24 protein-coding genes and 5 pseudogenes are annotated in these 25,328 nt (G+C 67.6%); 15 read left to right on the forward strand and 14 right to left on the reverse strand.

Annotated elements, in window-relative coordinates:
• Positions 1–104: 104 nt before the first annotated feature.
• Positions 105–527: a YjbQ family protein gene (locus OH735_RS30855; RefSeq protein ID WP_406384968.1), complete on the forward strand. Its 423-nt coding sequence runs from the start codon at positions 105–107 to the stop codon at positions 525–527.
• A 90-nt stretch (positions 528–617) separates the two neighbouring features.
• Here OH735_RS30855 and OH735_RS30860 read toward each other — a convergent pair whose 3' ends face one another.
• The 4 genes from OH735_RS30860 to OH735_RS30875 form a co-directional block, all read right to left on the reverse strand.
• Complete coding sequence (locus tag OH735_RS30860) at positions 618–989, reverse strand: hypothetical protein (protein ID WP_406384969.1); 372 nt, start codon at positions 987–989, stop codon at positions 618–620.
• Positions 990–1,561: 572 nt separating this feature from the next.
• Positions 1,562–2,233 (reverse strand): hypothetical protein, encoded by a 672-nt coding sequence (locus OH735_RS30865; RefSeq protein WP_406384970.1) that lies wholly within the window; start codon positions 2,231–2,233, stop codon positions 1,562–1,564.
• 417 nt (positions 2,234–2,650) lie between these two features.
• Positions 2,651–3,847 carry an IS110 family transposase gene (locus OH735_RS30870; RefSeq protein WP_406386819.1) on the reverse strand — a complete coding sequence of 399 codons (1,197 nt, stop codon included), beginning with the start codon at positions 3,845–3,847 and terminating at the stop codon, positions 2,651–2,653.
• 310 nt (positions 3,848–4,157) lie between these two features.
• A complete protein-coding gene (locus OH735_RS30875; RefSeq protein ID WP_406384971.1) occupies positions 4,158–4,430 on the reverse strand; it encodes a DUF6225 family protein in 273 nt (90 codons plus the stop codon).
• A 431-nt stretch (positions 4,431–4,861) separates the two neighbouring features.
• Here OH735_RS30875 and OH735_RS30880 point away from each other — a divergent pair, with 431 nt between their 5' ends.
• Positions 4,862–4,993, forward strand: coding sequence for a hypothetical protein (locus OH735_RS30880; protein ID WP_406384972.1), 132 nt, complete (start codon positions 4,862–4,864; stop codon positions 4,991–4,993).
• Between the two features lie 129 nt (positions 4,994–5,122).
• On the opposite strand, the gene OH735_RS30885 is transcribed toward OH735_RS30880, so the two are convergent.
• Positions 5,123–5,314 (reverse strand): hypothetical protein, encoded by a 192-nt coding sequence (locus OH735_RS30885; RefSeq protein ID WP_406384973.1) that lies wholly within the window; start codon positions 5,312–5,314, stop codon positions 5,123–5,125.
• Between the two features lie 132 nt (positions 5,315–5,446).
• Between OH735_RS30885 and OH735_RS30890 the strand changes: the two genes are divergently transcribed.
• Entirely contained in the window at positions 5,447–6,277 is an 831-nt protein-coding gene (locus OH735_RS30890; RefSeq protein WP_406384974.1) for an IS5 family transposase, read from the forward strand.
• Positions 6,274–6,726, forward strand: coding sequence for a hypothetical protein (locus tag OH735_RS30895; protein ID WP_406384975.1), 453 nt, complete (start codon positions 6,274–6,276; stop codon positions 6,724–6,726). Before OH735_RS30890 ends, OH735_RS30895 begins: the two co-directional genes overlap by 4 nt.
• A 9-nt stretch (positions 6,727–6,735) precedes the next feature.
• Here OH735_RS30895 and OH735_RS30900 read toward each other — a convergent pair whose 3' ends face one another.
• A complete protein-coding gene (locus tag OH735_RS30900) occupies positions 6,736–7,005 on the reverse strand; it encodes a multiprotein-bridging factor 1 family protein (protein ID WP_406384976.1) in 270 nt (89 codons plus the stop codon).
• 483 nt (positions 7,006–7,488) lie between these two features.
• On the opposite strand from OH735_RS30900, the gene OH735_RS30905 reads away from it, so the two are divergent.
• From OH735_RS30905 to OH735_RS30920, 4 genes and pseudogenes are all read left to right on the forward strand, one after another.
• The gene (locus tag OH735_RS30905) at positions 7,489–8,715 is read left to right on the forward strand and encodes a hypothetical protein (RefSeq protein WP_406384977.1); all 1,227 of its coding nucleotides are present in this window, start codon (positions 7,489–7,491) and stop codon (positions 8,713–8,715) included.
• Positions 8,716–9,086: 371 nt separating this feature from the next.
• Positions 9,087–9,380 (forward strand): annotated as a pseudogene (locus OH735_RS30910) (Hsp20/alpha crystallin family protein); the annotation flags it as partial.
• A gap of 101 nt (positions 9,381–9,481) precedes the next feature.
• Positions 9,482–9,877 carry a DUF2267 domain-containing protein gene (locus OH735_RS30915; protein ID WP_406384978.1) on the forward strand — a complete coding sequence of 132 codons (396 nt, stop codon included), beginning with the start codon at positions 9,482–9,484 and terminating at the stop codon, positions 9,875–9,877.
• Between the two features lie 65 nt (positions 9,878–9,942).
• Entirely contained in the window at positions 9,943–10,386 is a 444-nt protein-coding gene (locus tag OH735_RS30920; protein WP_406384979.1) for a DUF2267 domain-containing protein, read from the forward strand.
• Positions 10,387–10,604: 218 nt separating this feature from the next.
• Here OH735_RS30920 and OH735_RS30925 read toward each other — a convergent pair whose 3' ends face one another.
• The gene (locus OH735_RS30925) at positions 10,605–10,943 is read right to left on the reverse strand and encodes a MerR family transcriptional regulator (protein WP_366730956.1); all 339 of its coding nucleotides are present in this window, start codon (positions 10,941–10,943) and stop codon (positions 10,605–10,607) included.
• 842 nt (positions 10,944–11,785) lie between these two features.
• Between OH735_RS30925 and OH735_RS30930 the strand changes: the two are divergent.
• A pseudogene (locus OH735_RS30930) lies at positions 11,786–12,170 on the forward strand (ATP-binding protein); the annotation flags it as partial.
• A 122-nt stretch (positions 12,171–12,292) separates the two neighbouring features.
• Here OH735_RS30930 and OH735_RS30935 read toward each other — a convergent pair.
• The 4 genes from OH735_RS30935 to OH735_RS30950 all read right to left on the reverse strand — a co-directional run bounded on the left by OH735_RS30935 (position 12,293) and on the right by OH735_RS30950 (position 14,774).
• Entirely contained in the window at positions 12,293–12,715 is a 423-nt protein-coding gene (locus tag OH735_RS30935; RefSeq protein WP_406384980.1) for a hypothetical protein, read from the reverse strand.
• Between the two features lie 599 nt (positions 12,716–13,314).
• Positions 13,315–13,527, reverse strand: coding sequence for a hypothetical protein (locus OH735_RS30940; protein WP_406384981.1), 213 nt, complete (start codon positions 13,525–13,527; stop codon positions 13,315–13,317).
• A 125-nt stretch (positions 13,528–13,652) separates the two neighbouring features.
• Positions 13,653–14,027 (reverse strand): hypothetical protein, encoded by a 375-nt coding sequence (locus OH735_RS30945; protein ID WP_406384982.1) that lies wholly within the window; start codon positions 14,025–14,027, stop codon positions 13,653–13,655.
• Between the two features lie 378 nt (positions 14,028–14,405).
• Entirely contained in the window at positions 14,406–14,774 is a 369-nt protein-coding gene (locus OH735_RS30950) for a DUF3732 domain-containing protein (RefSeq protein WP_406384983.1), read from the reverse strand.
• Positions 14,775–15,052: 278 nt separating this feature from the next.
• On the opposite strand from OH735_RS30950, the pseudogene OH735_RS30955 reads away from it, so the two are divergent.
• The 3 genes and pseudogenes from OH735_RS30955 (at position 15,053) to OH735_RS30965 (ending at position 17,546) form a co-directional block, all read left to right on the forward strand.
• Positions 15,053–15,985 (forward strand): annotated as a pseudogene (locus OH735_RS30955) (hypothetical protein).
• Between the two features lie 170 nt (positions 15,986–16,155).
• Positions 16,156–17,232, forward strand: coding sequence for a Ku protein (locus tag OH735_RS30960; RefSeq protein ID WP_406384984.1), 1,077 nt, complete (start codon positions 16,156–16,158; stop codon positions 17,230–17,232).
• A gap of 59 nt (positions 17,233–17,291) precedes the next feature.
• A complete protein-coding gene (locus tag OH735_RS30965) occupies positions 17,292–17,546 on the forward strand; it encodes a hypothetical protein (protein ID WP_406384985.1) in 255 nt (84 codons plus the stop codon).
• 8 nt (positions 17,547–17,554) lie between these two features.
• Here the strand turns inward: OH735_RS30965 and OH735_RS30970 are convergent, their stop codons facing one another.
• Together OH735_RS30970 and OH735_RS30975 are read right to left on the reverse strand one after the other, a co-directional pair.
• Positions 17,555–18,799, reverse strand: a complete 1,245-nt coding sequence (locus tag OH735_RS30970; RefSeq protein WP_406384986.1) for a PP2C family protein-serine/threonine phosphatase — start codon at positions 18,797–18,799, stop codon at positions 17,555–17,557.
• A gap of 1,334 nt (positions 18,800–20,133) precedes the next feature.
• A pseudogene (locus OH735_RS30975) lies at positions 20,134–20,512 on the reverse strand (universal stress protein); the annotation flags it as partial.
• A 306-nt stretch (positions 20,513–20,818) separates the two neighbouring features.
• Here OH735_RS30975 and OH735_RS30980 point away from each other — a divergent pair.
• From OH735_RS30980 to OH735_RS30990, 3 genes and pseudogenes are all read left to right on the forward strand, one after another.
• Positions 20,819–21,367, forward strand: coding sequence for a hypothetical protein (locus OH735_RS30980; protein ID WP_406384987.1), 549 nt, complete (start codon positions 20,819–20,821; stop codon positions 21,365–21,367).
• Between the two features lie 332 nt (positions 21,368–21,699).
• Complete coding sequence (locus OH735_RS30985; RefSeq protein ID WP_362453520.1) at positions 21,700–21,897, forward strand: hypothetical protein; 198 nt, start codon at positions 21,700–21,702, stop codon at positions 21,895–21,897.
• Between the two features lie 437 nt (positions 21,898–22,334).
• Positions 22,335–23,464 (forward strand): annotated as a pseudogene (locus OH735_RS30990) (glutamate--cysteine ligase).
• 1,267 nt (positions 23,465–24,731) lie between these two features.
• Here the strand turns inward: OH735_RS30990 and OH735_RS30995 are convergent.
• Positions 24,732–25,301 (reverse strand): type 1 glutamine amidotransferase domain-containing protein, encoded by a 570-nt coding sequence (locus OH735_RS30995; protein WP_406384988.1) that lies wholly within the window; start codon positions 25,299–25,301, stop codon positions 24,732–24,734.
• Between the last annotated feature and the right edge of the window lie 27 nt (positions 25,302–25,328).

Raw genomic sequence — 25,328 nt, forward strand, 5'->3', positions numbered from 1 at the left:
GCTGGTGTCGCGGAGGTGCGGCGCAGCATTTGCACGGGCCAGGCGGCACATGGCTCTTTGACGGGGAGCAGAGCCGGCTCGTGGTCCACGGGCTGGCCTGACGCATGACCGGCACCTTCACCACCCGCACCATCAACATTGCAACCGGCGCCACTGAGACCATGCACGACCTGACGAACGCATGCTCCGCGTTCCTCCGGGAGGTCGCTCATGGGCGAAACGGACTGCTGAACGTTTTCACCCCCGACGCGACATCCGGCCTGGCCATCATCGAGACCGGCGCGGGCAGTGACAATGACCTGTTGGCAGCCCTCCGCGAAATTCTTCCCGCGGACGACCGTTGGCGAGCCCGCCACGGTCGTCCAGGCCACGGCAGTGACCACGTGCTCCCGGCACTGGTACCACCACACGCCACGCTGCCCGTAGTCAATGGTGAGCTGGAGCTGGAGGCCTCGCAGTCCGTTGTACTGGTGAACTCCAACCGGGAAAGCCCCGAACGCCAAGTCCGGCTGTCCTTCCTCGGCTGACCGCACCACCCACGCGGTCCTGCGGCTGACAGCCCTCTGTTGGCAGCCGATGTCGACTACAGGCCGATGCCGTAGCGGGGGTTGGTCTCCTCAGATGCCGGCCTGGTCGAAATAGTCGGCGACGGCCTTTGAGCCGTCGACACATCCGCCTTCGCGACACGTTGCGATCGTGTCGGCGCCCTTCTCGCGGGCGGCGGTGGCGAATCCTCGGCGTAGGGAGTGGCCGGTCCAGCGGGCGGGCAGGTCGGGAGCCAACAGATCGTTCGGCCTTGCAGTGAGGCCAGCGCGGGCGACGGCGCGGGTGACGATCTCCGCGATGCCCTCGCCGGTCATGCGGCCGGACGCGTCGCCGATTTCCTCGCCGTTGCGGAACATCCGGTGGCCGATGTTGTCGTGGCGGTCGATGTGGATGAAGATCGGGCCGGTGGCTGGCAGCCGTGGTCGATGAGGCACTGCCGCCACGCGCGAAGGGCCCGCACGGGGCAGATGCCGGGGAACGTGCCGTACGGTACGCCGTGCGCGTCGTCCTTGTTGACCTTCGGCCGCCAGAGCTGGAATTCGAGGCCCCGCTCGACCTCGATGACGTCGGCCCAGCCGAGGAGCCGTGCCTCGGAGGTGCAGGCGGCGAGGGCGAATCCGGTCAGCAATGCGGCCGTGTCGCGGAGGCCGATCAGGTAGGGGGCTGCGGCGCGGTCATCTTGCGGAGCAGCAGCACCCTTGTCCCGCCCGGGTCTGCAAATGCTGCGCTGCACCACGAACCACCATCCCAGCCACCACCACGATCAGCAGCAGCACCATGCAGCAGCCGCAGGCCCTGGCCGACGGCTGCTCTCACAGCTATCGCACCTCACAGGGCAGCGCGCCTACCAGGGGAAATGGGCTGTGAGACTCACAGATTTCAAAGCGCGCGGGGGCGGTCGGCGCACACCTACGATTCCTGTCTGCCTCACTGGATACGGCCGCTCATCTGACCTGGCGCACTGGCGCGCGAAGCGATCTCAGCCGCGAGGGTCAGGGGCACGGGAGCGTGCTTCTCAGGAGTGGGGTGTCATTCCTTGCGGGTCGTTCTGCGGGATGTACGTCTTCATTGCCTTGTCTGTCATGAGTGCTGAGATCCGTCGCCATTCCTGGTGTTCCACTTCGGCGGTGCGGAGCCATTCCTCGGCTCGGTAGCTGTCCAGTGCCTGCCCGGCGATGTCGCGCTGGTATTCCTGTGCGTCCTCAGCGGCGCGAGCAACGTCCTGGACCGTCATCCCGGTGGCCTGTTCCTGTACCCGGGCGCGGTAGAACCGGGCGGTGCTGGGGGCGAGGGGAATGGGTTCTTCGAGGGGATGCAGCCAGACGGCGGGCAGGGCGGTGTAGGTGATGGCGGCGGGGAGGGTGACCTCGTTGCCGTCGGTGTCGGTGACGAAGCCGTCGATCTCGTACTCGGGGCCGGCGGGGAGGTCCAGAAGTACGGTCTGGTCGGCGGTGAGGCTCAGGGTGACCCGGTTGGTGGTGGTGGCCTCGTAGCCGTCGACGGTGGCGCCCTCGGGGTCGATACCGGTGACGGTGAGGTCGAAGCGGTCGCCGCGGCGCAGGTTCAGCCGCATGTCGGTGGCGAAATCGGCATGGGTGCGGGGGATACGGTGACGGAGAGTCGGCGGCAGTCGCTGGGGGACCTTGACCTGGTAGGTCTCGCCGATCCGGATGTCCTGGACTCGCATGACGACCTCCTGAACCCCTCTCCAGCCTCCCCCGAGCCGTCCCCAACCGCCAAGGCCGGGGACGGGGAAGCGCCGAGCGGCGGCCCGGTAAAGCCCGCGACCGGAACGCAGGCCGGCTCTCACATGGTCTGAGTGGGCATTTGATGTTGATTCGGGATGGGTATTTCGACCCGCTTTGCCGTATTCATCACCAACCGGCACAGCCTGAAATGCTGGAAGCTCCGCACTGGCGGGAATCTTCCGCCCCATTACTAAACCAGACGGAATCCAGTGCCGAGAAGCGGATTAAACGGGCACACAGGTCGGCGCCCGGAAGGCCGTGAAGGCGCACGTAAGGTGTGAATCAGCCCGAAGATCGTTGGCCGCAGGGGCGACTTAGCACCACAAGCCATCCCTAAACGCTTCCTAATGTTGTTGTCAAGCGATCGTGGTCACTGGGGGTGTGATCTCGTAGCACCGTCGGTCACGGATCAAGGCCCACATGACGTTGACGCGTCGGCGGGCGAGGGCGAGCACGGCTTGGACGTGTTTCTTCCCCTCGGCGCGTTTGCGGTCGTAGAACTTCCGGGAGTTGGGGTCGCAGCGGACGCTGACGAGTGCGGAGGTGTAGAAGACGCGCTGGAGACGTCGGTGGTAGGTGAGCGGTCGGTGGAGGTTGCCGCTGACCTTGCCCGAGTCGCGGGGTGCGGGGGCGACACCGGCGAAGGCCGCCAGGGCGTCCGGGGAGCCGAAGTCGTCCAGGCTGCCGCCGACGGCGGCGACGAACTCTGCACCGAGCACAGCGCCGATGCCCGGGACGCTCAGGACGATGTCGGCGAGTTCGTGCTCGCGAAACCGGCCCTCGATGAGCTTGTCCATCTCGGAGATCTGCTCGTTGAGGGCCATCACCTCCTCTGCCAGGGTGTGGACCAGCTTCGCGATGGTCTTCTCCCCGGGGACAGCTGTGTGCTGGCGCTCGGCGGCCTCAACTGCCTTTTCAGCAAGGGAGCTTGCGTTTCGGACCTTGCGGTTGGCCAGCCACCTGGTCAGCCGCGCGGCCCCGGCGCGGCGGATCGCGGCCGCAGTCTGGTAGCCCGTCAGCAGTTTGAGCGGGCCGGTGTTGGTCACGTCCAGAGCCCGTTCCAGGGCCGGGAACATGCTCAACAGGGTGCCGCGCAGGCGGTTCACCACGCGGGTGCGGTCCTCGACCAGGTCTGCGCGGCGGCCGGTCAGCAGCCGCAGTTCAAGGGCGGCCTCGTCTCCGGGGCGGATGGGCCGCAGGTCTCGGCGCATCCTGGCCTGGTCGGCGATCACGTAGGCGTCGCGGGCATCGGTCTTGCCCTCGCCGCGGTAACCGTCGGACGCCCGGTTCACCAGGCGGCCAGGGATGTAGAGGACCTCCTGGCCGTGGTTGACCAGCAGGGCCAGCAGCAGCGCGGGTTCCCCGCCGGTCATGTCGATCGCCCAGGTGACCTCGTGGCCGTCGGCGAGGTCGAGGACGTCACCGATCAGCTTCAGCAGCTCGGGCTCATCGTTGGCGACACGCCGCGACAGCAGCGTCTTGCCGTCGGCATCCAGTGCGAGACCGTGATGGTGACCCTTCCCGCTGTCGATCCCCGCCCATATCCGGCTCATCATGCTCCTGACGTGCGTGTTCGTGCTGTTCGTGCTGTTCGTGCCACGGACGACCTCGCCGGCATTGCTCTACGCAGCGACTTGTTCGCACTTCCTAATCGGCGGCCGAGTCGTCGTGGGAAGCCGGGCGGCGAAGCGTTTCCAGCCACGAGTCGACAGCCCTCTGATAGCCACACCCGGCTCCCCTGGGTGCCCTCACCTTACGAGTGGGAGGACCAACCCAGTCAAAAAGGTAGAGCCCTCTGAGAGGGCGTTTACGTAGGTCTATTCCGAAAAACGGCCCGGGCGAGGCGCCGCAGTGGGTTCCGGTTCAGTCCAGACGGTCGTAGGCGCCCGGCTGCCAGTCGGCGAACAGCGTCAGTGCGTCCGCTGTCTGGGTACGTTCCGGCGCTGTGGAGGTGGCCGGCCACCAGTTCTCCACCTGATGAGCGTCCACGAGGACGAAGTCCCGGTTTCCGTCGAAGTCGCCGGGGTCGCCTGCCACGCCGATGTGGATGGGCGCGGCATCGGGCAGGTCCTTGAGCGCGTCGCGAAGCTGCGCGGCATTCCAGACCTGCGGGGTGTGCTCGAAGACGTCGGTCATGGGCACAGAGTGCCGGACCGGACCGCGCTGCCAGCGAAGACACGGTTGTGTCCCGGGCCAGAGCACTGATCCGGGGCACAGGAGGCTGGGGTGAAAAGCTGATCACCGGTGGTGAAACAGGCCCAGCCGGTGGACAAGGTACCGGGGCGGCCCTGACCGAGTGCAACGCGATCAGCAGAGACGACCGCCGGCGTCGACCAGTGCGGTCCGTCCAGCCCGGGCGTCGAACATCTGGGGAGGAACAACCCATTGACCAGGCAGACACCGGCGCTACCGCGAAGCTGCCCGGTTCGTTACCAGCACATGACGAACTCCGAGTCGTACGAGGCACTCGTACGCTTCACCTCCGGCCAGGCCTCCGGACAGCCCCCGCTTCCCCGACCACTCCCGCCAGTCCGTCTGACGCTCTCGCTCCGGTGCCGAGTAGACGAGTGCCGTTCGGAACGTCCCTCCCGGCCAATCTGCACAGGGCTTTCAAGGTCCGCTGCATTGCCCGCGACATCCGGATGCAGGACGCGGTGGAGCAGGCGGTGCACGCCTGGATGGAGCGGCATCCGGTGTAGTGGATCATCTCGCCGTGGCCGAGCCCGGCGGCGGCTCGACAGCGCCCAGCCGCGCCCGTTGATCCGGCCACAGCGGCCTTGGCGTTCTTGATGTTTCGTTCCTACGAACGGTATGGCAGCCGGGCTGGGTCAGGCCGACGGCCACGACTTCCGCGGGCGCCCGTCGGCCGCTTCGTCGGCGAGGGTGACCCGGGCGCCCTTGACGCTGCCGCGCTCGCCGATCCATCGGAGGTACTTCCGTTCGGCGGTTGGTAGGTCGGGCCACCAGCCGCGCATGATGGTCCGGGCTCCGATAGTCAGGGTCAGCTGATAGCGATCCATGATGGCTACACCCCGTCTGCGGCAGTTTTCAGAGGGCGGTAAGTGACCTGATGTCCGGTTCGGTGTCGCCTGATCGTGTGACTGCGGGGACTCCCGGCCGGTCGACGGGCTTGGCCGTGCTGGAGTGACAGGGTGAGCGACCGCAAGCCCTATAAGAGCGACTTATCCGACGAACGCTGGGCGCTGATCGAGCCGGTGACCACTGCGTGGAAGGCGAAACACCCGTCCGTCAGCGGTCACCAGGGCAACTACGAGATGCGAGAGATCGTCAACGCGCTCCTGTACCAGTCCCGGACCGGCTGCCAATGGGACTACCTGCCCCACGACCTGCCACCGCCTGGCGCGGTGAAGTACTACTTCTACAAATGGCGCGACGACGGTACCGACGAGGTCATCCATGACCTGCTGCGCTGGCAGGTGCGTGAGAGCCGGGGACGATTAGCCGACCCGAGCCTGGTAGTGCTCGACACCCAGAGCCTGCATGCCGCCGCCGGGGTACCCGCGGCCACGACCGGACGGGACGCCGCCAAGAAGGTACCGGGCCGCAAGCGCGGGCTGGCCGTTGACGTGCTGGGCCTGGTGATCGCCGTGGTGGTACTGGCCGCCTCCGTACACGACAACGTCTTCGGCACCGCGCTGCTGGACAAGGTCGCCACCGGGACCTCCACGGTGACGAAGGCCCTGGTGGACCAGGGGTTCAAGAAGACCGTGGTCGACCACGGCGCCGGCCTGGGCATCGCGGTGGAGATCGTCGAGCGCAACCCGGCCGACCGCGGCTTCGTCCCGCAACCGATCCGCTGGAGAGTCGAGCAGACCAACGGGATCTTGATGCTCCACCGCAGGCTGGTCCGCGACTACGAACACCGCCCGGCCTCGGCCGAGTCACGGGTGTACTGGGCGATAAGCGACGTGATGGCCCGTCGGCTGACGGGCACCTCCACCCCGTCCTGGCGCGGCGCGTGAGCGGCGACCCACAGCAGACCCTCGGCGCCCTGCTGGCCCGCCTGGAGGTCCGCGAGCGGCAGATCGCCGTGGAAGCGGAGGCCGCTCACGAGCAGATCGCGCAGCTGACCACGCTGCTGGACGGACTCGCCCAGGCAGCCGAACACATCACGATCACCCGCAAAACGCTCCTGGAACTGACCGACGAGGCGCCCCTGGCACTGGCAGAGCCGGCTGCGGCCCTGCCGGACGGCCCCGCCTACCAGCGGATCATGGCCGTGTTCGCCGAAGCCGACGCCCCCTTGCGAGCGCGCAACGTGTGCGAGGCAATGGACCTGAACCTCGCACCGAACAACATCAACAACGTCCGCATCAAACTGAAGCGTTTGACCAGGCGCGGAATCCTGGCCGAAACCGAGCCGGGACTGTTCACCAGGCCACGACCGCAATCGCCCGGAAGTCAGCCCTGACCAGCGCGCCTACTCGAGGTCCATGGCCGAGTCGGCCGATGGCTCACGGCCCATCGCCTCGGACGGCGTGGTTTTGATGCTGCCCGGAGCCCAGGCGAGGGCTTCCTCGAAGCTTCGGGCAACGGTCGGGGTGGGCAGGTCCCCACGGTCGCGTTCGAAGGTCCTGATGGTCGCCTCACTCAGCCAGGTGCGGCGCGCGAGTTCACGCTCCGAGATGCCTTCGGCCTCACGGAACTCGATGAGGGCTCTCGCCAGCCGCGCCGATTCCTCTCCACTCATGACCGCAGTATGTCGCAGAGCCCGGGCTGGGACAGCCCTCTGACTCGATCCATGCCCCAGGGGCACCGGCCGCCGCAACACGCCCACCAGGCCGAACCCGAGTCGATTTGTTCGTCCTCGCCATGCAACCGGCGCTCGTTAACAGCCCTGACCTGCATGCCAATCCCACGACAGAGTCAGATATCAGGCAAAACCTTGCATACCGCCCTCTCAGGGCGACGCCCGCCGTTCGGGCCGCCTCCCGCAGCACGGCGAGCGGCTCCGTGAGCGGCGCCTGCGGGCCGCCGCGTGGGGTGGTGGCGACGAGGCAGGCGACGGTGGCTTGCCCCTACCCCCGCCCGGCGGGCGCTGAACCGTCAGTAAATATCAGGCCGTTGGCGAGATCCGGCCATTCACTCCAGGAGTGGGGGAATCGGCTGTACGGGGGGCGGCCGCGCGGGAGAGTACCCATGTAACTGTATGCCTACGTAAAGTGAGGGTGGCGTGATTTTCGGTAAGAAGGATGGGGACAACGCGGGTGGCAACGGGGAGCGCGAGGACGTCTCCAGCGGCCTGACCATGCTGCACCAGGCGATGCTGCACACCGGGAACACGCTGAGCGAGACCCTCGACCGGGGGCTCGACGAGGTGAAGAAGAACAACGAGGCGGCCCACACCCGCGTCGCCAGGGAAATCTCCTCGATGACCAAGGCCCTGCAGAACACGAAAGACCTGCTGCCTCTGTCGTACTCGGGCCGGGACGAGGCCACCGCTGACGAACTGCGGCGGCTGAGGCAGCTCGTAGAAGGCATGCAGGCCGCCCTCGCCGACATGTCACAGACCGTTACGGCCTCCGCACCGGTCCCGGTCGTGATCGCGTCCGGAGAGTACAGCGGGCACAACACGGCGGCCGCCGACACCGTTCACGCCGGAACGCCCTTGCTGAACGCGGTACCGGAGCAGCGGATGGACAGCCCCGCTGCTGACGTTCCTCCAGCGGCCGCGGAAAAGTCTGCCCCGGCAGGCGACGCGGACGAGTCCGCCGTGCCCGCGGCTGAAACCAGGCCCGAAGACGAGGCCGGGCCTGAGAAGGAAGCGCCCCTGACGCGGGACCAGATGGCCGAAGCCGTACGCGAGGTGCTGGCACAGGAACTCGCGCCGCTGATCGCCGCACCGCCCCGTACGGAGACTGATGACACATCCTCCGCTGTCGCGGACCTGGGCGATCAGATCGCCGCCCTTCGCGCAGAGGTCGCCAACCTCGCCGAACGCCTCCCGCCCGCACAGGATGACGAGGAGGCCGACGGGCGGGAGCGGCCCGTGGCCGATGCGGACCACAGCAAGGTGCTGGAGCAGGCCGCGGGGCTCTCGTCCGCTGTCCTGGTGTGCCACCGCGATCTCTGGGAGCTCCTGTCCGGCTGGGCCGGTCGGCACCCGCACTTCCGGATGCCTCCGCACATCGCCGACCAGAGCGAGAACCGGATCGCGGCGGACATCTCGGGCCGGTCCCTCATCGCCGTCCTCATCAGTCTGGCGACCCTCCGGCGCACCGCCACCGAAGGCGACGGCGACCGGGAACTCGCCAGCGCCGTCTACCAACGCATCAGCGACAGCCTCGCGTCCCTCTCCCCCGACGACGGCCCGCTCGTCACCATCACCCTGGACGACCGCGCACCCCGCACCCACGACAGCGGCGACGGCGGTGACAGCAGCGCCGCTTCCCCTTCCTGACCTGCGCACCGAGGGTCTGGCGGGTGGAGGTGTCAGCCGAGATAGGGAGGTGCTTCGGGGAGTGGGCAGTGGCCGTCGGACGCGGCCCGCGCGACGGCGTCGATGCTGCGCCACCGATCGCCTGGCCCGTAGCCAGCGCTTTTGCCCTCGGCCACTCGGGCTCCGATGGCGGCGCAGACGGCAAAGCGCTTCCCCGGCGGTAGGCGGTGCTGTCCATCGTCGTGAACAACAGCTCGGCGCCGGACGCCGAAGTGCCTCCCGAACTGCTGTAGAAACGCTGCTCCTCGACATGTACAGAGCCAACAAGTGGTACGACGTCGGAGTGCTACGACATGAACTGGCGCTGCACTACCTCGACCGTGCGGCGCAGGCTTCCCGGCGTCACCGCGGACGCGATCGACATCGACGTCGAGCGGAACATGCTGACGGTCAAGGCCGAGCGCAGGCCGGTGGCGAAGGCCGACGACGTACAGATGGAGCTGTCCGAGCGGCCGCTGGGCGTCTTCTCCCGCCAGATCGTGCTGGCCGACACCCTCGACACCGAGCACATCAAGGCCGACTACGACGCGGGCGTGCTGACCCTGCGGATCCCGATCGCCGAGCGTGCCAAGCCCCGCAAGATCTCCATCGGCGTCGCAACCGGCCACAAGGAGATCTCCGGCTGACACCGGCCGGACAGGTGCGGAGGACGGGCATCTGATCTCCCCCTCACCCGCCCTCCGCACCCCGTGGGCAGTCCGAAGAACAAGAAGGGGCGGCGGCCGAGATGACTCTGCGACGCGAAGCGTTCCTCGACCATGTGAAGGAACGCGGCGAGCACGGCACTGCGGAGGAAGCCGAGCGCGCGGCCCGTGTGTTGCTCGCCCTGCTCGGCGCGCATCTGATCGGCGAGGTCCGCGCCCAGCTCGCGGCACGCCTGCCGGAGGGCTTCGCCCTGATCCTGCTCAACCCTCTGCAGAGCGCCGAGCCGCTGCCCCCGGAGCGGTTCGTCCGGGCGACCGCAGCCTGGATCGAGGGCGCCACCGAGCAGACCGCGACCTGGGACGTCAGCGCCGTCCTGTCGACGGTCGCCGACACGGTCGGCGATGACCTGCTGTGGCAGATCCTGCTCCAGCTCCCCGCCGGCTACGACCTCCTTTTCGGTCGCCCTCAGCCCACCTGACCCCATACCTCGGTGCCACACACCGGCACCGCCCCACTCTGGCTTGACGAAAGGCATGCACCGCAGTGATCAGCGACGTACGCGTACCGCTTGAGCACCAGCAACCGTACGGGACGGCATATGAGCAGATGCTGGAGAAGGTCCGCTACGAAGGCGCCTACCCCACCCGCGAGAGAGCCGAGGAAGCCGTCCGCCTGGTCCTTTCGGGGCTGGGGCGCCAGCTGACCGGCGACGAACGCGTCGACCTGGCCGCCTGCCTGCCCCTGGAGGCCGCACGTGTCCTGACCGCGCAGATCCCCGACACACAGCCGCTGACCGGATGGGCCTTCGTCAAGGACCTCGCCGCCCGCTCCTGCGCCTCCCTGGCCACGACCCGGTGGGACACTGGCTCCGTCTTCGCGGCCGTCGCCGCCCACGCCGGCCCCGACCTCATTACCCGCATGCTGCACCAGCTCCCCACCGGCTACGCGCTGCTGTTCGGCCGCGCCGCACTCACCCCTGCCGCGTAAACGGTCCGTGCCCTTCCAGCGCCAGGGAGGGTTGGACGACGGTGCACGGCCCGCGCACCCCGCAGGGAGAGGCCGCCGAAGCCTCGGCGTGACAGCCGGGCTCCGGGCGGGGCCGGAGCCATGGTGAAGACGACGTTGCCCGGGACGCCGGAGCGTCCCGGGCAGTATGTGCGGGCGCCAGCCCCGAAGCACTTGGGTAGTTGCAGGTCTTCGCTGTCTCAGGCTGAGGCCGACGGAGCGGAAGACTCGGCGGCGCGACGGTATTCGGCGTTGATGCGCTGGGCTTCTTCGAGCTGGTCTTCGAGGATGACGATGCGGCAGGCGGCCTCGATCGGGGTCCCGCGGTCGACGAGCTCCCGGGCCCGGGCGGCGATGCGCAGTTGGTAGCGGGAGTAGCGGCGGTGCCCGCCCGCGGAGCGGAGCGGGGTGATCAGGCGGGCTTCGCCGATGGCGCGGAGGAAGCCCTGGGTGGTGCCGAGCATCTCGGCGGCCCGGCCCATGGTGTAGGCGGGGTAGTCGTCGTCGTCGAGACGGCCGAAGGTGTCGTCTGCTGTCATTGCACCTCTCTGTGGAACACGCTTGAGGGGCCCTGGTGTCGTACGACACCAGGGCCCCGAAGGAACTGCTACACCATCTGCCGGCCCTGGTACTGCGCCGGCGTTCTGTTTCCGCTGACCCGACGGGAAGGCTGTCGGGGGTGCGGGGATCGCGGTTGCTTGACCGGAGACCACCTCACTATCGATGTCCTGCGGTACCCGGGCTCAAGACTTCCGCCCGGGCGATCCTGATGGCGCCTGGCTCCTCCGTTCTTCCTCGGTGATCAACTGCGTACTTCTGGTACTGCGAACTGCTCAGCGGCCTGTGACAGCGCCACCTTCGGCAGTCAGCCCCGTCGCCCGTCCTGCGTCTGCTCTGGCTTAGAACCCACTGCCGAACTTCCCGGTGCGCGCGTCCGCAGTCGACGCCTTCACCGAGGTGCTGCTCACTGACTTCACTGCTGGGTACTGCGTCCTGCAGTTACGGGTACTGCGTCAACTGCGGTACTGCTCACGGCGGCCCCTGATCACTGCGGGCCACCCGGTCCGGTCGCCAGTCCCGTCGCCGTCCTGCGACAACCCTGGCTTCGAAACTCCGCCACCGCACCGTCCTGCCAACTGCAACTGCGGGTACTGCTGCCCGGCAGTTCGTCTCTGCCAGGCCCTGCTGACTTCCTGGGTACGAGAGAAACCATAACCAGGCCACCACCCAATGTCTACTCCAGCCACCATAGATTTTCGCGTGTTCGACAATGAGGTAATCGAACTCGAACGGCGATGAAACAGGGGTTGGCGGACCACAGGCCGGGCACAAGCACCGCGCAGACAACCGGGCATGACGATGCAGAGGCCAGGGTGACCTGATGGACACGATGAGCGTCACTGTCGTACCCGCGCGATCCGACGTCCGTCGCCGTCGCACGCGACAGCGCCCGGGACTTCCTCGCGGGTCTCGTAGATCCGATCCCAGCCGAGGTCGCCGACACCGTGGTCTTGGTCGTCTCGGAGCTCGTCACCAACGCCCTGCGCCAGGGCGGCGGCAGCTGGACCCTGGACCTGACCGTGCACCCGGACAGCATCGCGGTGGCCGTGCATGACCACAGCCCGCAGGCGCCGCGCATGCGCACCCCTGACCTCAACGGCGGCACCGGAGGCTTCGGCTGGCCCATGGTCAACGGCCTCGCCCACACCGCCTCGGTCACCCGCCGGCCGTCCGGCGGCAAGACGGTCAGCGCAATTCTCGCCCGGAAGCGCCAAGGCGCCTCAGTACCGGACCGCTCCGACCGAACCTTGAAGGCCCTGCGGCCACCCCTCGCCTGACGGTCGGTTCGCTTCGCAGAAACGGTCGTTTATGAGAACGGCTTAGCGCGTCAGCCCCTGAGTAGATCGCGCTGGATCTGGTGAGCGATAGAGCGGCGTACCGATGCTGATGTGGTGGTGGTGACCTTCGAGGGAAGGTCAAGGCCGCGGCTGATCTCGTCGTACGCGGCCTGGTAACCGTCGGACAGCTCTGCCCGGTGCAGCCTCAGGTCCTCCTCAACGAGACGCCTCAGTTCGTCGATATTCTGGGGCGTGAAGCGCTTCTTCCCCCGGGTGAGCGCGTTGACGTAGCGGGTACGGTGCGCGGTTTCATCGAGAGTCTCAGAGATCTCCTCAGCGAGGCCCCAGAGTCGCCCTTCGAGCCAGGGGACGTCGCGCTGATCGAGGGACACCTCCATCGGGGGCCGTGGCTCATCGGTCTTGTGCTTCGCCATCTGTTTGGACACATGCCCGGACTCAATCGGTTGTCGCAACACCGGCTTCTTGAGTCAAGAGTAGGTGTTCGTTGAGGGCTTCAGCGGGTGTCTTCCATCCGAGGTCACCGGCGTCCGCGGCCGGTGAGGCGGGCCGTGACCCAGGCCAGGCCGGCGCCTTACCGGGCAGTCGTGCCGTCGCACTTCGGGCGGTGCTCGCCACTTCCTCCTTCGTGAGGTATGGAACCGGCACCGAAGGGTGCAGCGTGTGCAGGTGCAGACCAGCGCCGTCGCGCAAACGGGTTTCCTCCTGTTGCGGGCTCTCCGCTGTTTTGCCCATCCTCCTCTTCCTTTCATCGGAGTCGGTGTGGTGTGCCTCTCCAATTCTCGCGCGCTTCCGGAGGCGTGTGCGCGTTCAAAGCGTTGCGATGGAGATGCGGGGTTGCCGTTTTACCCGTGCACGCGGGAGGGCATCGCGGGCCGCAGGGAGCTGCTGGTGATGCACGAAGCCACCCCGAGGACCTGTGCGCCTGACGGTCGTGTTTCGAGAGCGCCGACGCCACCCTGCGGCAGCTGGCCCGCTACGGGGACGCGGTCCGGCAGAAGGGCGAACCGAAGACGTCCCCGGCCGTCGACGTGGAGCGGTTCGAGCACGTGCATCAGGCCGCGTCCCACTGATGCGCACGGCCTCCTTGCCACTCGACCATTCCAGGGTCGTCGATGAGGGTCTCCGCGTCCGGCAGCCCGGCGCGCTGGAGGAACTCGATCAGCTCCTGATCGTCATGTGCGAGGCCGAGGATCTTCCGGTACGCAGTGACGCGCCGACCGCCAGCTGCCGAGGGCCGGTGCACGACTATCGGTGCAGCAACCATGCCTCCTATCGTGCGACGGTCCGCACGTGCTGGCACACCGACGCTGCAACGAACCGCCCTGGGCCGGTGCCGGCGTAGCGGCAGCTTCTCCTTCGGAGGACGTACTGATGGCTCCCGGTCTGGGGCTATCGAGGGGCGGATCGGTGCCCGAAGAAATGCCACCTGCCCCGCCCGCCACTGGCTGAGGAGCGAGGGCGCCCGTCGTGGGGTCGGTCGTACGCGGTCTCCGCGCGGGGGGTCTCGCGTTGGCCGATCGCGTCTTCGCGATCATCCACGGTCGGGCGGCGCACGGCGGCCACGATCAGGCTCAGTCCGACCATAGCCAGCGCCCCGACGACGATGCCGTAGAGGAACAGCATGCCGGTGGAACTGGTCACGTGATACCCGAATACCGAGAAGCCGTCGGTGAGCTGGTGAGCGATGCCGCCGTTGGTGACAATGCCGGCCACGGCGACGACAACCGCGGCGATCAGGATGATGAGCCCCAGGATGACGATCATGACGTACTCCGGAAATTGCGGCGTATATCCAAAATAGTTCGTTTGGACAGCGCGAAGCATCAGATCGATGACGTCAGGCTTGGCCGGGGCGACGTCCTCGGCGATGAGTCTCGTCGCCTGATCGCGAGAGGGAGCTCGTTCAGCCGACAGCAGAGCGCGTCGACATCGCACGCTCGCTCTCAGCTGTCACGGTTGGCCCAAGGCCGCATCATCGCCGTCACACTCGATATGCCGCCCCGCCCCGCTCTGGGCGCCTGGGCAGCCGCCGATCTTCACCAGGCACCAGGGCGGGACGCGCCGTCATCGGGTCCGGCAGCCTCCAACCCTGCAGCCGGGGTCACCCCCGCGGTCGGTGGGCCGGCACCGCCGTACAGGCAGTCAGGCAGTCTTCCGGTCCTCGTCCGTGCCACTTCCCCGCGATTCCTGGTACCAGTAGTGGGGTAGGTCGGCGTGGTCGCTGACGATCATCTGGAAGTTCGGGGAGAGCTCGGTGGCGACCTGGTGCATGAGCTGGAATAGACGGGTGGCTGTCACGCGGTCTTCGCCGATGGTGATGTCTTTCAGTCGCCCGCGCGCTTTGGTCATGTCGGAGGGGTAGTAGGGCTGGGTCGGCTGGTCGAGTATGAGGAAGCGGGGGGCGGGCCGGTTGTTGGTGACGAAGTACTGGTGGAGGGCAAGGTGATAGCCGACGTGGTTCTTGCCGCTGCCGATGCGGAGCCGGGCACCTGGCCCTCGCCCATGCGCCACCGGGTCGGAGGCGCTTCATGCAGTCGAGCGTGCGGACCAGGCGGGTGATCTGCGGGTACTGGTCGCCCCCGGCTCTGCGTTTGCGGGCGGCGCAAGCGCAGCGAAGAGTGGGGGCATCCCGACTCTGGACTCTGGGGGAGGAACCCCCGCTGGCTCCGCCCATCGGCGCAGACTGAAGCCATTGCGGAGCAGGCGACGTCCCCGACACGGGCCTGCTCCTGCCGCGCTGGTGGGGGCACGAGGTGCGCGGGAGCCCGGCTCGATGGAGTCTGATGATCATGCAGCGTAAGGATGCGCGGGGAAGCGGAAGGCACGACGTAGAGGGACTTGTGGACGAGCTCTACGCCACGCCGCCGTCCGCTTTCGTCTCCCGCCGTGAGGAGCTTGCTGCCGAGGCCAAGGCGGACGGGCGTGTGGAGGATGCCCGTCTGATCCATGCCGCCCGCCGCCCCACGCTCGCGGCCTGGGCAGCGAACCTGCTGCTGCGCTCGCAACCGGCAGAGAGCCAGCGGTTCCTGGAGCTCGGACGGGCGCTGCGCGAGGCTTACCGAACCCTGGATGCCGACGGGATCAAAGAGCTGTCTGACCAGCGCAGCAGTATCGTCTCGGCCCTGTCCGGAAAGCTGCCGCACTTGCCCGTGAAGCCGGGCACCGGCTGTCGGATGCAGCGCAGCAGGGTCTCGCATCCACCCTGCGCGCCGTGCTCGCCGATCAGGACGCGGCAGACCAGTGGGCCGCCGGACGCCTGGAGAGCGCACTCACCCCGCCGGCAGACTTTCCGTCCGGCACCGCCGCGACAACCGACGCAGCGCAGAAGCCGGCACGAGCGCCGACTGCGCCGCGGCGGTCTTCGCGGACGGGAGCGAAGGGCGAACTCGCCGAGCGGCGCCGCCAGAGGCAGGAACAGCTCGCCCAGGCCCGCAAGACTGTCACGACGGCCGATCAGCGGCTTCGCAGGCAGCGCGCCGAACAAGCGGACGCTGACGCATCGCTGCAACAGACACGCGACCGGCATGCCCAGGCCCGCCAGCAGGTGAGCGCTGCCGAGGAGCAGCTGCGAAAGGCACGCGAGGAGTTTCAGCGGTCCGAACACGAACAGCAGGAAGCCGAGGAACGGGTGCCAGGCGGCGGCTGACGCTGTGACCCGGGCCGAACGGGCGGCGCAGGAGGCTGCCCAAGAGGTAGAACGTCTGACCGGCCCCGTCAGATAGATGTCGGCTCCCGGATCCGTAGATCCACTGCCGGCCTCCTGCCCGGCTGCATGCTCCTACTCCGCTCGCCTGCTCCCAGCGCGCGCCGTGCATGCAGGAGTGCCAGCGTGGTCAGCAGGAGCAGCTGCGCCTGGTGCGCTGACTGAAAGGCAGGATGGGAGTGGGCGGTCATGGCACGTGCGATCTGGACGGGTGTGATCACCTTCGGGCTGGTCAGCGTGCCGGTCGGCCTGTACACCGCGGTCGGGGACCACACGGTCCACTTTCACCAGTTGCAGCGTGGCAGTGCCGACCGGGTCCGCAACCGGCGGGTCAACGAACGTACCGGCAAGGAAGTGCCGGCCGAGGACATCGTCAAGGGCTTCGAGGTGGCCGAAGGCGAGTGCGTCGTCGTCGAGCCCGACGAACTGGACGAGATCGCGCCCGGGCGCTCCCAGACCATCGACATCAGCGACTTCGTCGACCTGGGTGACGTCGAGCCGGTCTACTTCGACCGCACGTACTACATCGCCCCTCGCGGCAAGGAGTACACGAAGGTCTATGAGCTGCTGCGGGCGGCGCTGGCGGAGGCGGGCAAGGCCGGCATCGCCACGTTCGTGATGCGTGGCAAGCAGTACCTGACCGCGCTGCGTGCCGAGGACAAGCTCCTGGTGCTGCAGACGCTCCACTGGGCGGACGAGGTCCGCGATCCCGGGCAGGAGCTACCCGAACTGCCCTCCGGCCGTGCCGGCAAGGGCAAGGAGCGGGACATGGCGATCCAGCTGATCGACGCTCTGGGCGCGCCGTGGGATCCGGCCCGGTATCACGACACCTACCAGGAGAAGGTGCGGGAGCTGGTGCGGGCGAAGGCCGAGGGCCAGGAGATCGCAGCGGCGGAGGAGGCACCGCAGGCCACCAACGTCGTCGACCTGATGGAACTCCTGCAGGGCAGCCTCGACCAGGCCCAAGGCGCCCGGGAGAAGGAGCCGCCCGAGCCGCGGCAGAAGAAGACCGCCGCCCGCAACGTGCGCAAGCCGGAGGCGGAGAGGAAGACCGCCACCAAGAAGGCCCCGCCGAAGGCAGCCCGCGCGTCGGCGACAACCCGCGGCCAGGGAGGGAGCAGGAGCGAGCTATGGCGGTTGACCAAGAGGGACTTGTACCAGCGGGCCACCGAGCAGGACATCGCAGGCCGCTCCAAGATGAGCCGGGACGAGCTCATCGACGCGCTCGCCCGGGCCGGACACCGCCGTGTAAAGAGCGCTGCGTGACCACCGATCCGTCCGGTTTCGCGCAGGCGCGCCCGGTTGTGGCGTTCTAGGGTTCGGGCGTGGCAGACACCCTGGAAGAGCTGGTCGGCATGCGGCGCGCAACGGACGAGGCGCACGTGCGGGTCATGGAACTGCGCCAGCGATTGGGGCCACCGGCCACTGAGCCGTGGAGCGAGGCGCAAACGACGACCTACGAGACGGCATGGCGGGCGTGGCGTGACCTCGAGCGCGATCTGCAGGAAGCGATCACGCAGTACGCGAAGAATGAGGGCCTTGACCGCAACGACATCGAGCAGGCCGTGCGCAATGCCTGAGAAAATCTTCACTTCTGCAGGGCGGTGAGGTGGTCGGCGGCTTCCCCGCGCCATTCGATCAGGAAGAGGGTTGCGTCATCACTGGTGGACCCGCCGCGCTCCTGTTTGAGAGCTTGGGAGAGCTGGAGCGCCTCGGCCCGCATTCCTCCTTCCCTGTGTTCGAGTTGGTTGACGCAGCGGATGAGCCGTTGCTCGCCGAATGGTTGTCCGTGTGCGTCCCGTTCCTCGATCACCCCGTCGGTGTAGCACAGCACCCGGTCGCCCCGTTGGAGCTGGAGGTGGCTGATGGAGGGGCATGTACCGCCGAGGCCGACGGGCAGGGTGGTCGGGCCTTCCAGCTGGCGGATCACCTGCTTTTCCCGGATCAGTAGGGGTACGGGGTGGCCCGCGTTGACCCATTGGAACAGGCCGGTGGTGATGTCCAGGCGCATCATCTGTGCAGTGACGAAGTGGTCGGCTCCGAACTGTTCGGCGATGGCCTGGTCCATGTACCGGTACTTCTCGGCCAGGCCGATGCCAGCGCGTCTGGCATGCCGGTAGGCGCCGACGGCGACGGTCGCCATCGTGGCGGCGTCCAGTCCGTGGCCCATCGCGTCGATGACCGCCGCGTGCAGGATGTTGTCATTGAGGGCGAAGTCGAAGCTGTCGCCGGCGATGTCGTATGCGGGCTCGACCGCTCCGCCTACAGCGACCTGTGGCACGGACATGGTCAGCGGTGGCAGCAGGGACCACTGCATCTCCGCGGCCACACTCATCGGTTCGCGGCGGCGGGCCTGGAAGAACCGGTCGGTATAAGCATGCTTGGTGACCAGAATGTCCGCGACCAGACTCGCCAGACGGCGCAGCAGCCGCCGGTCGTCGTCATCGACGGCGTCCAGGGTCAGGGCCAGCACGCCCACTGCGTCGCTGCCGTCCAGCAACGGCAGATACATCCGCACGCCGTCCGCCTGCCAGACCTCGACTGGGGTGGCCCGCAAGAACGCCGTACCGGCCGGAGAGTCAGCGATCTCCTGGGGCTCGCCGACAAGGAGTCTCTGGCCCGGCAGTGGCACCAGCAGTTCGCGCCCGTAGTCCTGCAGGAGGATCGAGACGTCGCGGCCACCGATGCCGGCCACCTCCTCCGCGATCATCGGAGCGATCAACTGCGGCGGCATCGCATGCGCACGGTCCAACAGCAGACCGAGGAGCCGCTCACCGAAGCCCTCCGACCGGTCCACCACCTTCCTGCCAGGCCGCCGCTCACGTTCCTCCACAGCCGCAGCCGCCCCTTCTGGCCTGACCGGCCGCAATCGTTCACCTTCGTGAGGCATCGACCGTCGCCCCAGAAATTCGCTCCCCTGATCATCGCCGCCGACAGCTGACTCACCGGCTGTGAGGGCTTCCATGGCCGGTGAATCACTCCATCAGTGCAAACGGGACCGGTATCGGGCTGAGGCTGTGTCAGTGAGGTTGCTGCAAGGGCGGCGCCCCGGCGCAGGCAAGGCGATCTGGCCTGCCCCTTGACCGCACCCGACCGAATACCTTTCGTGCGTTCGCACATGGACACGACACGCCGGGGTACGCGAAGCCTCACAGACTGGGTCGATTCAGCCTGTGAACCCGGTGCTCGCATCGGAAACGCCCCCGTGACCAGTAGGCGGGTCACACGGCGCGGCCGGCCGTCGCCTGTCGCCGGGTCTCCTGGCCACGGCCACACCTCCTACAGGGCTAATACTTCCGTGGGTCCAGTCTGCGCGGCCTCAGCGAATCGGCGGCGTGCCTGCCGTGAGCGTGTGCGACATGGATGTTGGACGGGCCGCCCTGTCTGGTCCTGACCGGGCGCTGCTGCGTGTGGCTTGTCTGAGCGGGTTGCCGGCCGGGGTGAGGCTTGGCCCATGTCCGGATACCTTCCGATCGTGATCTATCCGCCCGATGAGTCCGGCGGCCGCCGGGTGCATGTCGACGGGGAGATCCTCTGCAACGCATTGCCTGCGGGATGTGACGGAGTTCCTGCGCCGGGCCGGAATGGACGACATCACCGAGGACGACGTTCTCCGGGGTGATCGACTGGCGTGGAGGCGGGCCGAACCTGTGGCCTGCCCCGCGGTGAGCGAGCCCCGGACGCACGAAACCGCCCCCCGTCTCAGCCATAGCCGTGGCTGGAGACAGGGGGCGGAGTGCTCAGGGCGAGTTCGGACCCAGCTTGACTCCGCCCCTCCCGACCGAGTGCGGGGGCGGAGTCGCCGTCCGGCCTCGGCCGGGGTGAGGGTTCGGTTCCGTGGACCGGACGACTCATCCACTCAATCAGCCCACATTCCCTTGACCAAACCCCACGTATGCCATCCGGCGGTACGGCGAGGTCCGCCGTTGTCTGCGGTCCAGGCCGCCGGGTATGAACGAACGATGGTGGTCTCGAAAGTGCTGCGGGCGCGGCTGAGGTTGGACAGCTCCTCGACCGGGCGAATGACCGGGCCTCCTGCTCTGGTGCCACATGGCTCTGGCTCGACGCGTGGACGACGAACAAACCGCCCTGGTCGGAATTGGCCTGAGCGGCGCCTGACGGTGGGAATCTCGCGCGGCGGCAGCCCTCACCGCGCCGTGGGGCTGGTCATGCCGTGCCGCGGACAACGGTGACGGGGCAGTGCGGCGCGTGGTGCAGCAGTGCCTGGCTCACCGAACCCAAGAGCAGGCCGGCGAAACCGCCACGTCCCTGGCTCCCACGACCATGAGCTGGGCGGTCCGGCTCGCCTCGATCAACGTCTCGCGGGTTTCGCCGCTCAGCACTTCGTGTCTGACCGTGACGTCCGGATTAGCGTTCCCTGCGGCCAGCGAGTGCCTGGGCCAGCAGACGCTCTCGGCCCCGTACCGGCCAGCACGTAGTCCGGCAGCCACGCGTGCACCCCCACGATCTCAGCGCCGCGCAGCGCCGCCCCGGCTAAGGCGGATTCGACCGCCTTCTCGCCGGCAGGGGAGCCGTCGACAGCCAGGGTGCTCGCCAAATGCGATCACGACGGACTGCCAGCAGTTGCTGCACTGGCTTGTGGCAGACACAGTTGAAGAGGAGCACACGCGAGATGGGAGTGTGTCGCTATCGTTTCGCTCCGGGCCTGGGGACGAGGGCGAACACGGTTTCCCGGCGATCGATGGCACTACCGGTAGAATAACCGGGCAATCGCACATGGCTACCGGTGGCCACTCGCCTCACCCATCGGCGGTTTCCGCCGGAGATGGTGACGGGGGCATGGCATCTCCGGCAGTTCTTCGTTTCTCGGTGATCGGCGAGCGGAGGAGTCATGTCGACCGGAACCCTCATAGCGATCATTGTTGCGGTAGTGGTCGTCTTGCTGGTGTGCGCACTCGTGGCATGGCAGGTCGCGCGCAGACGCCATCTGAAGAAACAGTTCGGCCCGGAGTACGAGCGGCTCGTGGAGGAGAAACAGAGCCGGCCGGCCGCGGAACACGAACTGCGGGAGCGGGAACAGCGCCATGACGCTCTGGAGATCAAGCCTCTCTCGGCGGCGGACCGTGAGAAGTACGCCCAGGGCTGGAGTCAGGCGCAGGAGCGGTTCGTCGACCACCCCGACGACGCGGTCCACGAAGCCGACCGGCTCGTGACCGCGCTGATGAGCGAGCGCGGCTATCCGACCAAGGGGTTCGAGCAGCAGGCCAGCGATCTGTCGGTCGAGCACGGCCGCACTCTGCAGAGCTACCGCACCGCCCATGAGGTCAGCGACCGCAGCAGCCGTCACCAGGCGACCACGGAAGAGCTACGGGGCGCGATGGTCCACTACCGGGCTCTGTTCGACGAGCTGCTCCACAACGGTGGGCGGCCGCGGGAGTAACGGATGGAGGAAGAGCTATGGCGACGGAACATCGGGGTCCTCGCGGGTCCGATGCAGGCAAACTGTCCACTGACGATCTCCGCGGTGAGGGCGCCCCGGCTCCGGAAGCCCGCGAGGCCCCGACCGAAGTTCCACCGACCTTTCCGGGCGAAGCCACGACGGCTGACCCCAGCCACCTTCCGGGCGGCGAGGACGGGACCCGGCACGCACCGGCGTCCGCCGCGGGGCCCGACACGGCCGCCACAGGCGCAGACGGGGACGGGAATGAGCCTCTTCTCGGCGAGGAACAGGAGGCGTTCCGCAGCCGGTGGCAGCGGATCCAGAGCGACTTCGTGGATGACCCCCGCGAAGCGGTCAGCGCTGCCGACACCCTGGTCGCGGAAGTGATGCAGGCACTCGCCCGGACCTTCTCCGACCACAAGCAGGGGCTCGAAGGGCAGTGGCAGCGGGGCGAGGAAGTACCGACCGAGGAACTGCGTGTCGCTCTGCAACGCTACCGGTCGTTCTTCAACCGGCTGCTGAACACCTGAGCGGACTGCTGCCGACGTACGGTCTCAACCCGCGCAAGGATGAACGTACCCAGCTCTGGCCCACGCGGCACTCACGGACGCAACAGCCGACGACGTAAAACTGTCCGGTTCAGCGGAAGGCCGCGCGGAACAAGACTCGCCCCATGGCGAGCACCCCACCGCGCGGCCGACCCAACGTCCTGGCTACCGCAGACTCAACCACCGCTACGAACGCCACCCCCCAACTACTTGGCCTTCTCGGGCTCGCCACGCGACGATCACGGGGCAGTTCGGTCGGTGAAGGTGTCCGTGAAGAAATGTGGGCCGGAACTGCCCGTCCTCGTCGGCGGGGAGGACGCGTCATCCCTCGACTCCGGTGGTTCCGTGAGGTGTTCCGACGGGTTTGGACTCCGGGGACCCACGCTGGAGCAGGTATACGGGGAAGGTGGGCCACTGTCATGGGCCGGTTCATCGTTCCTGCTCACTCGGAGAATGCGATCGTGCGAACTGTTGGTGTCGAAGAGGAACTGCTGCTCGTCGATACACCCAGCGGTGAGCCCCGGGCGCTTTCGACGGCCGTGCTGGCCGTCGCCGAACGCCGCTCGGAGGGAGACTCGGTCTTCGAGCCGGAGCTTCATCATCAGCAACTGGAATTCGCCACCGAACCGTGCAGTGAGATGCGCGAGCTCGCGGACGAAATCCGCCGCTGGCGCACTGAGGCCGCAGAGAATGCGGCCCGGACCGGGGCAGCTGTGGTGGCCCTTGCGACGGCCCCTTTGCCGGTCAGTCCTTCGATCGGTCAGGGAGAGCGGTACAGTTGGCTGGCTGACAGGTTCGGTCAGACCACACAGGAACAGCTGACGTGCGGATGCCACGTACACGTTTCTGTGGCCTCTGACGAGGAGGGTGTCGGTGTGCTGGACCGGGTGCGCACATGGTTGCCGGTCCTGCTGGCACTGAGTGCCAACTCGCCTTTCTGGCAAGGCTGCGACACCAAGTACAGCAGCTACCGGAGCAGGGTCTGGGGGCGCTGGCCCTCCGCCGGACCGGTCGAGATCTTCGGTTCCGCGGAGCGCTACCACGAACAGGTCCAGGCACTCATCGACACGGGAGTCCTGCGTGACGAAGGATGATCTATTTCGACGCGCGGCTTTCGCACCGGTACCCAACGATCGAGATCAGAGTGGCGGACGTGTGCCTGGACCCGGCCGACACCGTGCTGCTTGCTACGCTCGTCCGCGGCCTCGTCGAGACCGCGGCACGCGAGTGGCGTGCCGGCGATCCGCCGGACCCGGCGGGAGCGGGCATCCTGCGTATGGCTGCCTGGCAGGCCAGCCGGTCGGGACTGGAGGGGCAACTGCTCCACCCCCGCACCATGCGTCCCGAGCCCGCGGCCGGTGTCGTCGGGGACCTGCTCGCGCACGTTCGCAGTGCGCTGGAGGACAGTCACGACTTCGCCTCGGCTGAGAAGGCGCTCATGGACGTACTGGAGCGGGGGACCGGGGCACGGACCCAACGGGAACTGCTCGCTCGCACCGGAAGTCTTCGTGACGCAGTAGCCGAGTGCGTGTCCAGGACACGTGGCTGACCCTGGGGAGACCCGCCCCGCTCCCGCATCAGTGGCCTGCACGTTTGCCGAGAATCGGTACAAGGGAAAGTACACCCACCGGCCACACGGTGGCCGGTGAGATGCCCGAACAGCGGCGCAAGCTACTCTTCAGGTTCAGCCGGGTGAAGGATGAAGGCGGCTAGAGATCTGCCGGCAGGCCGGGCGACAGTCCACGGCCCTTCTCGGTCACCGCCACTCCTACATGGGAGCGGTGCCGTCTCCATACCTGTGCCGCGACGTACTCCCCTCAGGAACGACGACAGCGCCTCCTGCGCCGGCGTGGGCGTGCCGCAGTCAGAGCCTTCCGCACCAGCGTCACGGGAACACGTACACCTTGGCGTCCAGGAGGTCCCCGAGTTGCTGCGCCAGGACCGGCTCCGCCGCCAGGTTGAACGCACCCGTACGTCAGCGGCCACGGCCGCCCCATAGGCCTGCGCCGCGTCATCGGTATGCAGGACCTGGGGGGAGGAGGTCGGGGCGCAGCAGGGACCGGGCACATAGCGGCCCACGAATATGCGACGCTGTTCGCTGGCGGCATGCTCCTTGGACAGGAACCGGGCCGCACCCTGACTACTCGGATCTCCGGATGCTGCAACTCGAACGTGTCCAGCACACGCTCCAGGGCCCTCGGGCTTGGTACCCCTCGATCTGCACGGACGTCGTCTCGCTTGTCCGAGCAAGAGGCAGCGGACATCCGCCACTAGGGTTCGACCTTCGGCCAGGCACTGGGAAGACGGGCAGTTCGCCGCCGCTGATAGTGGCCTCCTGTCGGGGAGACATAGCTCCAAGGTCCTCTTCCTGGTCCTGCCTGTCGTCGCGATCGCACTGCATTGCTTTTCAGCGCAACCCCACGCCTGGATGCCGGGAAGTCGAGCCGCCCGCATCCAACGGAGGCGGAAGGCCCGCACGAGCGAGGGCACGCGCCGCCGGACACTCGATTCCGCCCCCTTCCCCGAAGGGGGCGGAATTGCCGCCCGGTCACGGCCAGCCGCTGACAGTTGCGCAGATCGGACGGCACCAGCAGCTAACCACCGTGCACCGACCCGTCCAAAAAGCCGCTCGGCCACATGGGTGTACGGCGCTCGTCGGAACGTCGCCTCGAACGTGCCCGGCGGGCACGTTCCGCGGTCATCGTGTTGCGAGAACGAGGTCTGGAACGAGGTGGGAGAGAAGCTACGGGGTGCTGCGCCGTGGCGTTCCACCTTCCCGTAAGCCGGAAGCCGCGTATCGGCAGGACCGGTTGCGTTCAGTGAGCGTTTACGGCGAGCGCTGCATCGATCTCTTGGAGGAACGGTTCCAGATCACCTGGGTTGCGCGAGGTGATGAGGGTCCATCCGTGGGAGTCATCCTTGATGACCGACTTGTCAGCCCATTCACCACCGGCATTGCCGATGTCTGTCCTCAACGAGGGGTAGGAGGTGAGCCTCTTGCCTTCGATGACACCCGCCTCGACCAAGGCCCAGGGGCCGTGGCAGATGGCCGCTACGGGGCGCCCGGACGACGTGAAGGAGCGGACGATCTCCGTCGTCGAACCCTGCTGGCGCAGCGCATCGGCGTTCAACGTGCCACCCGGCACGAGCAGTAGGTCGTAATCGGCCGGGGCAACGTCACTCAAAGTAAGCTCGGGGCGGATGGTTTTTCCGGGAGCCTTGTCACCGACCAGGGTCTGAACGTCGTCCGCCGACACGGCAGCGACATCCACATCGGCGCCCCAGCCACGCAGGTGTTCGACGGGCACCAGGAGTTCGTCCTGCTCGACGCCGTAGTTCGTGACGATCGCCAGCACCTTCCGCATACTCACGTCGTTGTCAGACATTCCCAGGTCCTTTCGGGTTGGAACGGT

Source organism: Streptomyces sp. NBC_01618, from assembly GCF_045209435.1.
In the GTDB taxonomy this organism is placed as follows: Bacteria; Actinomycetota; Actinomycetes; order Streptomycetales; family Streptomycetaceae; genus Streptomyces.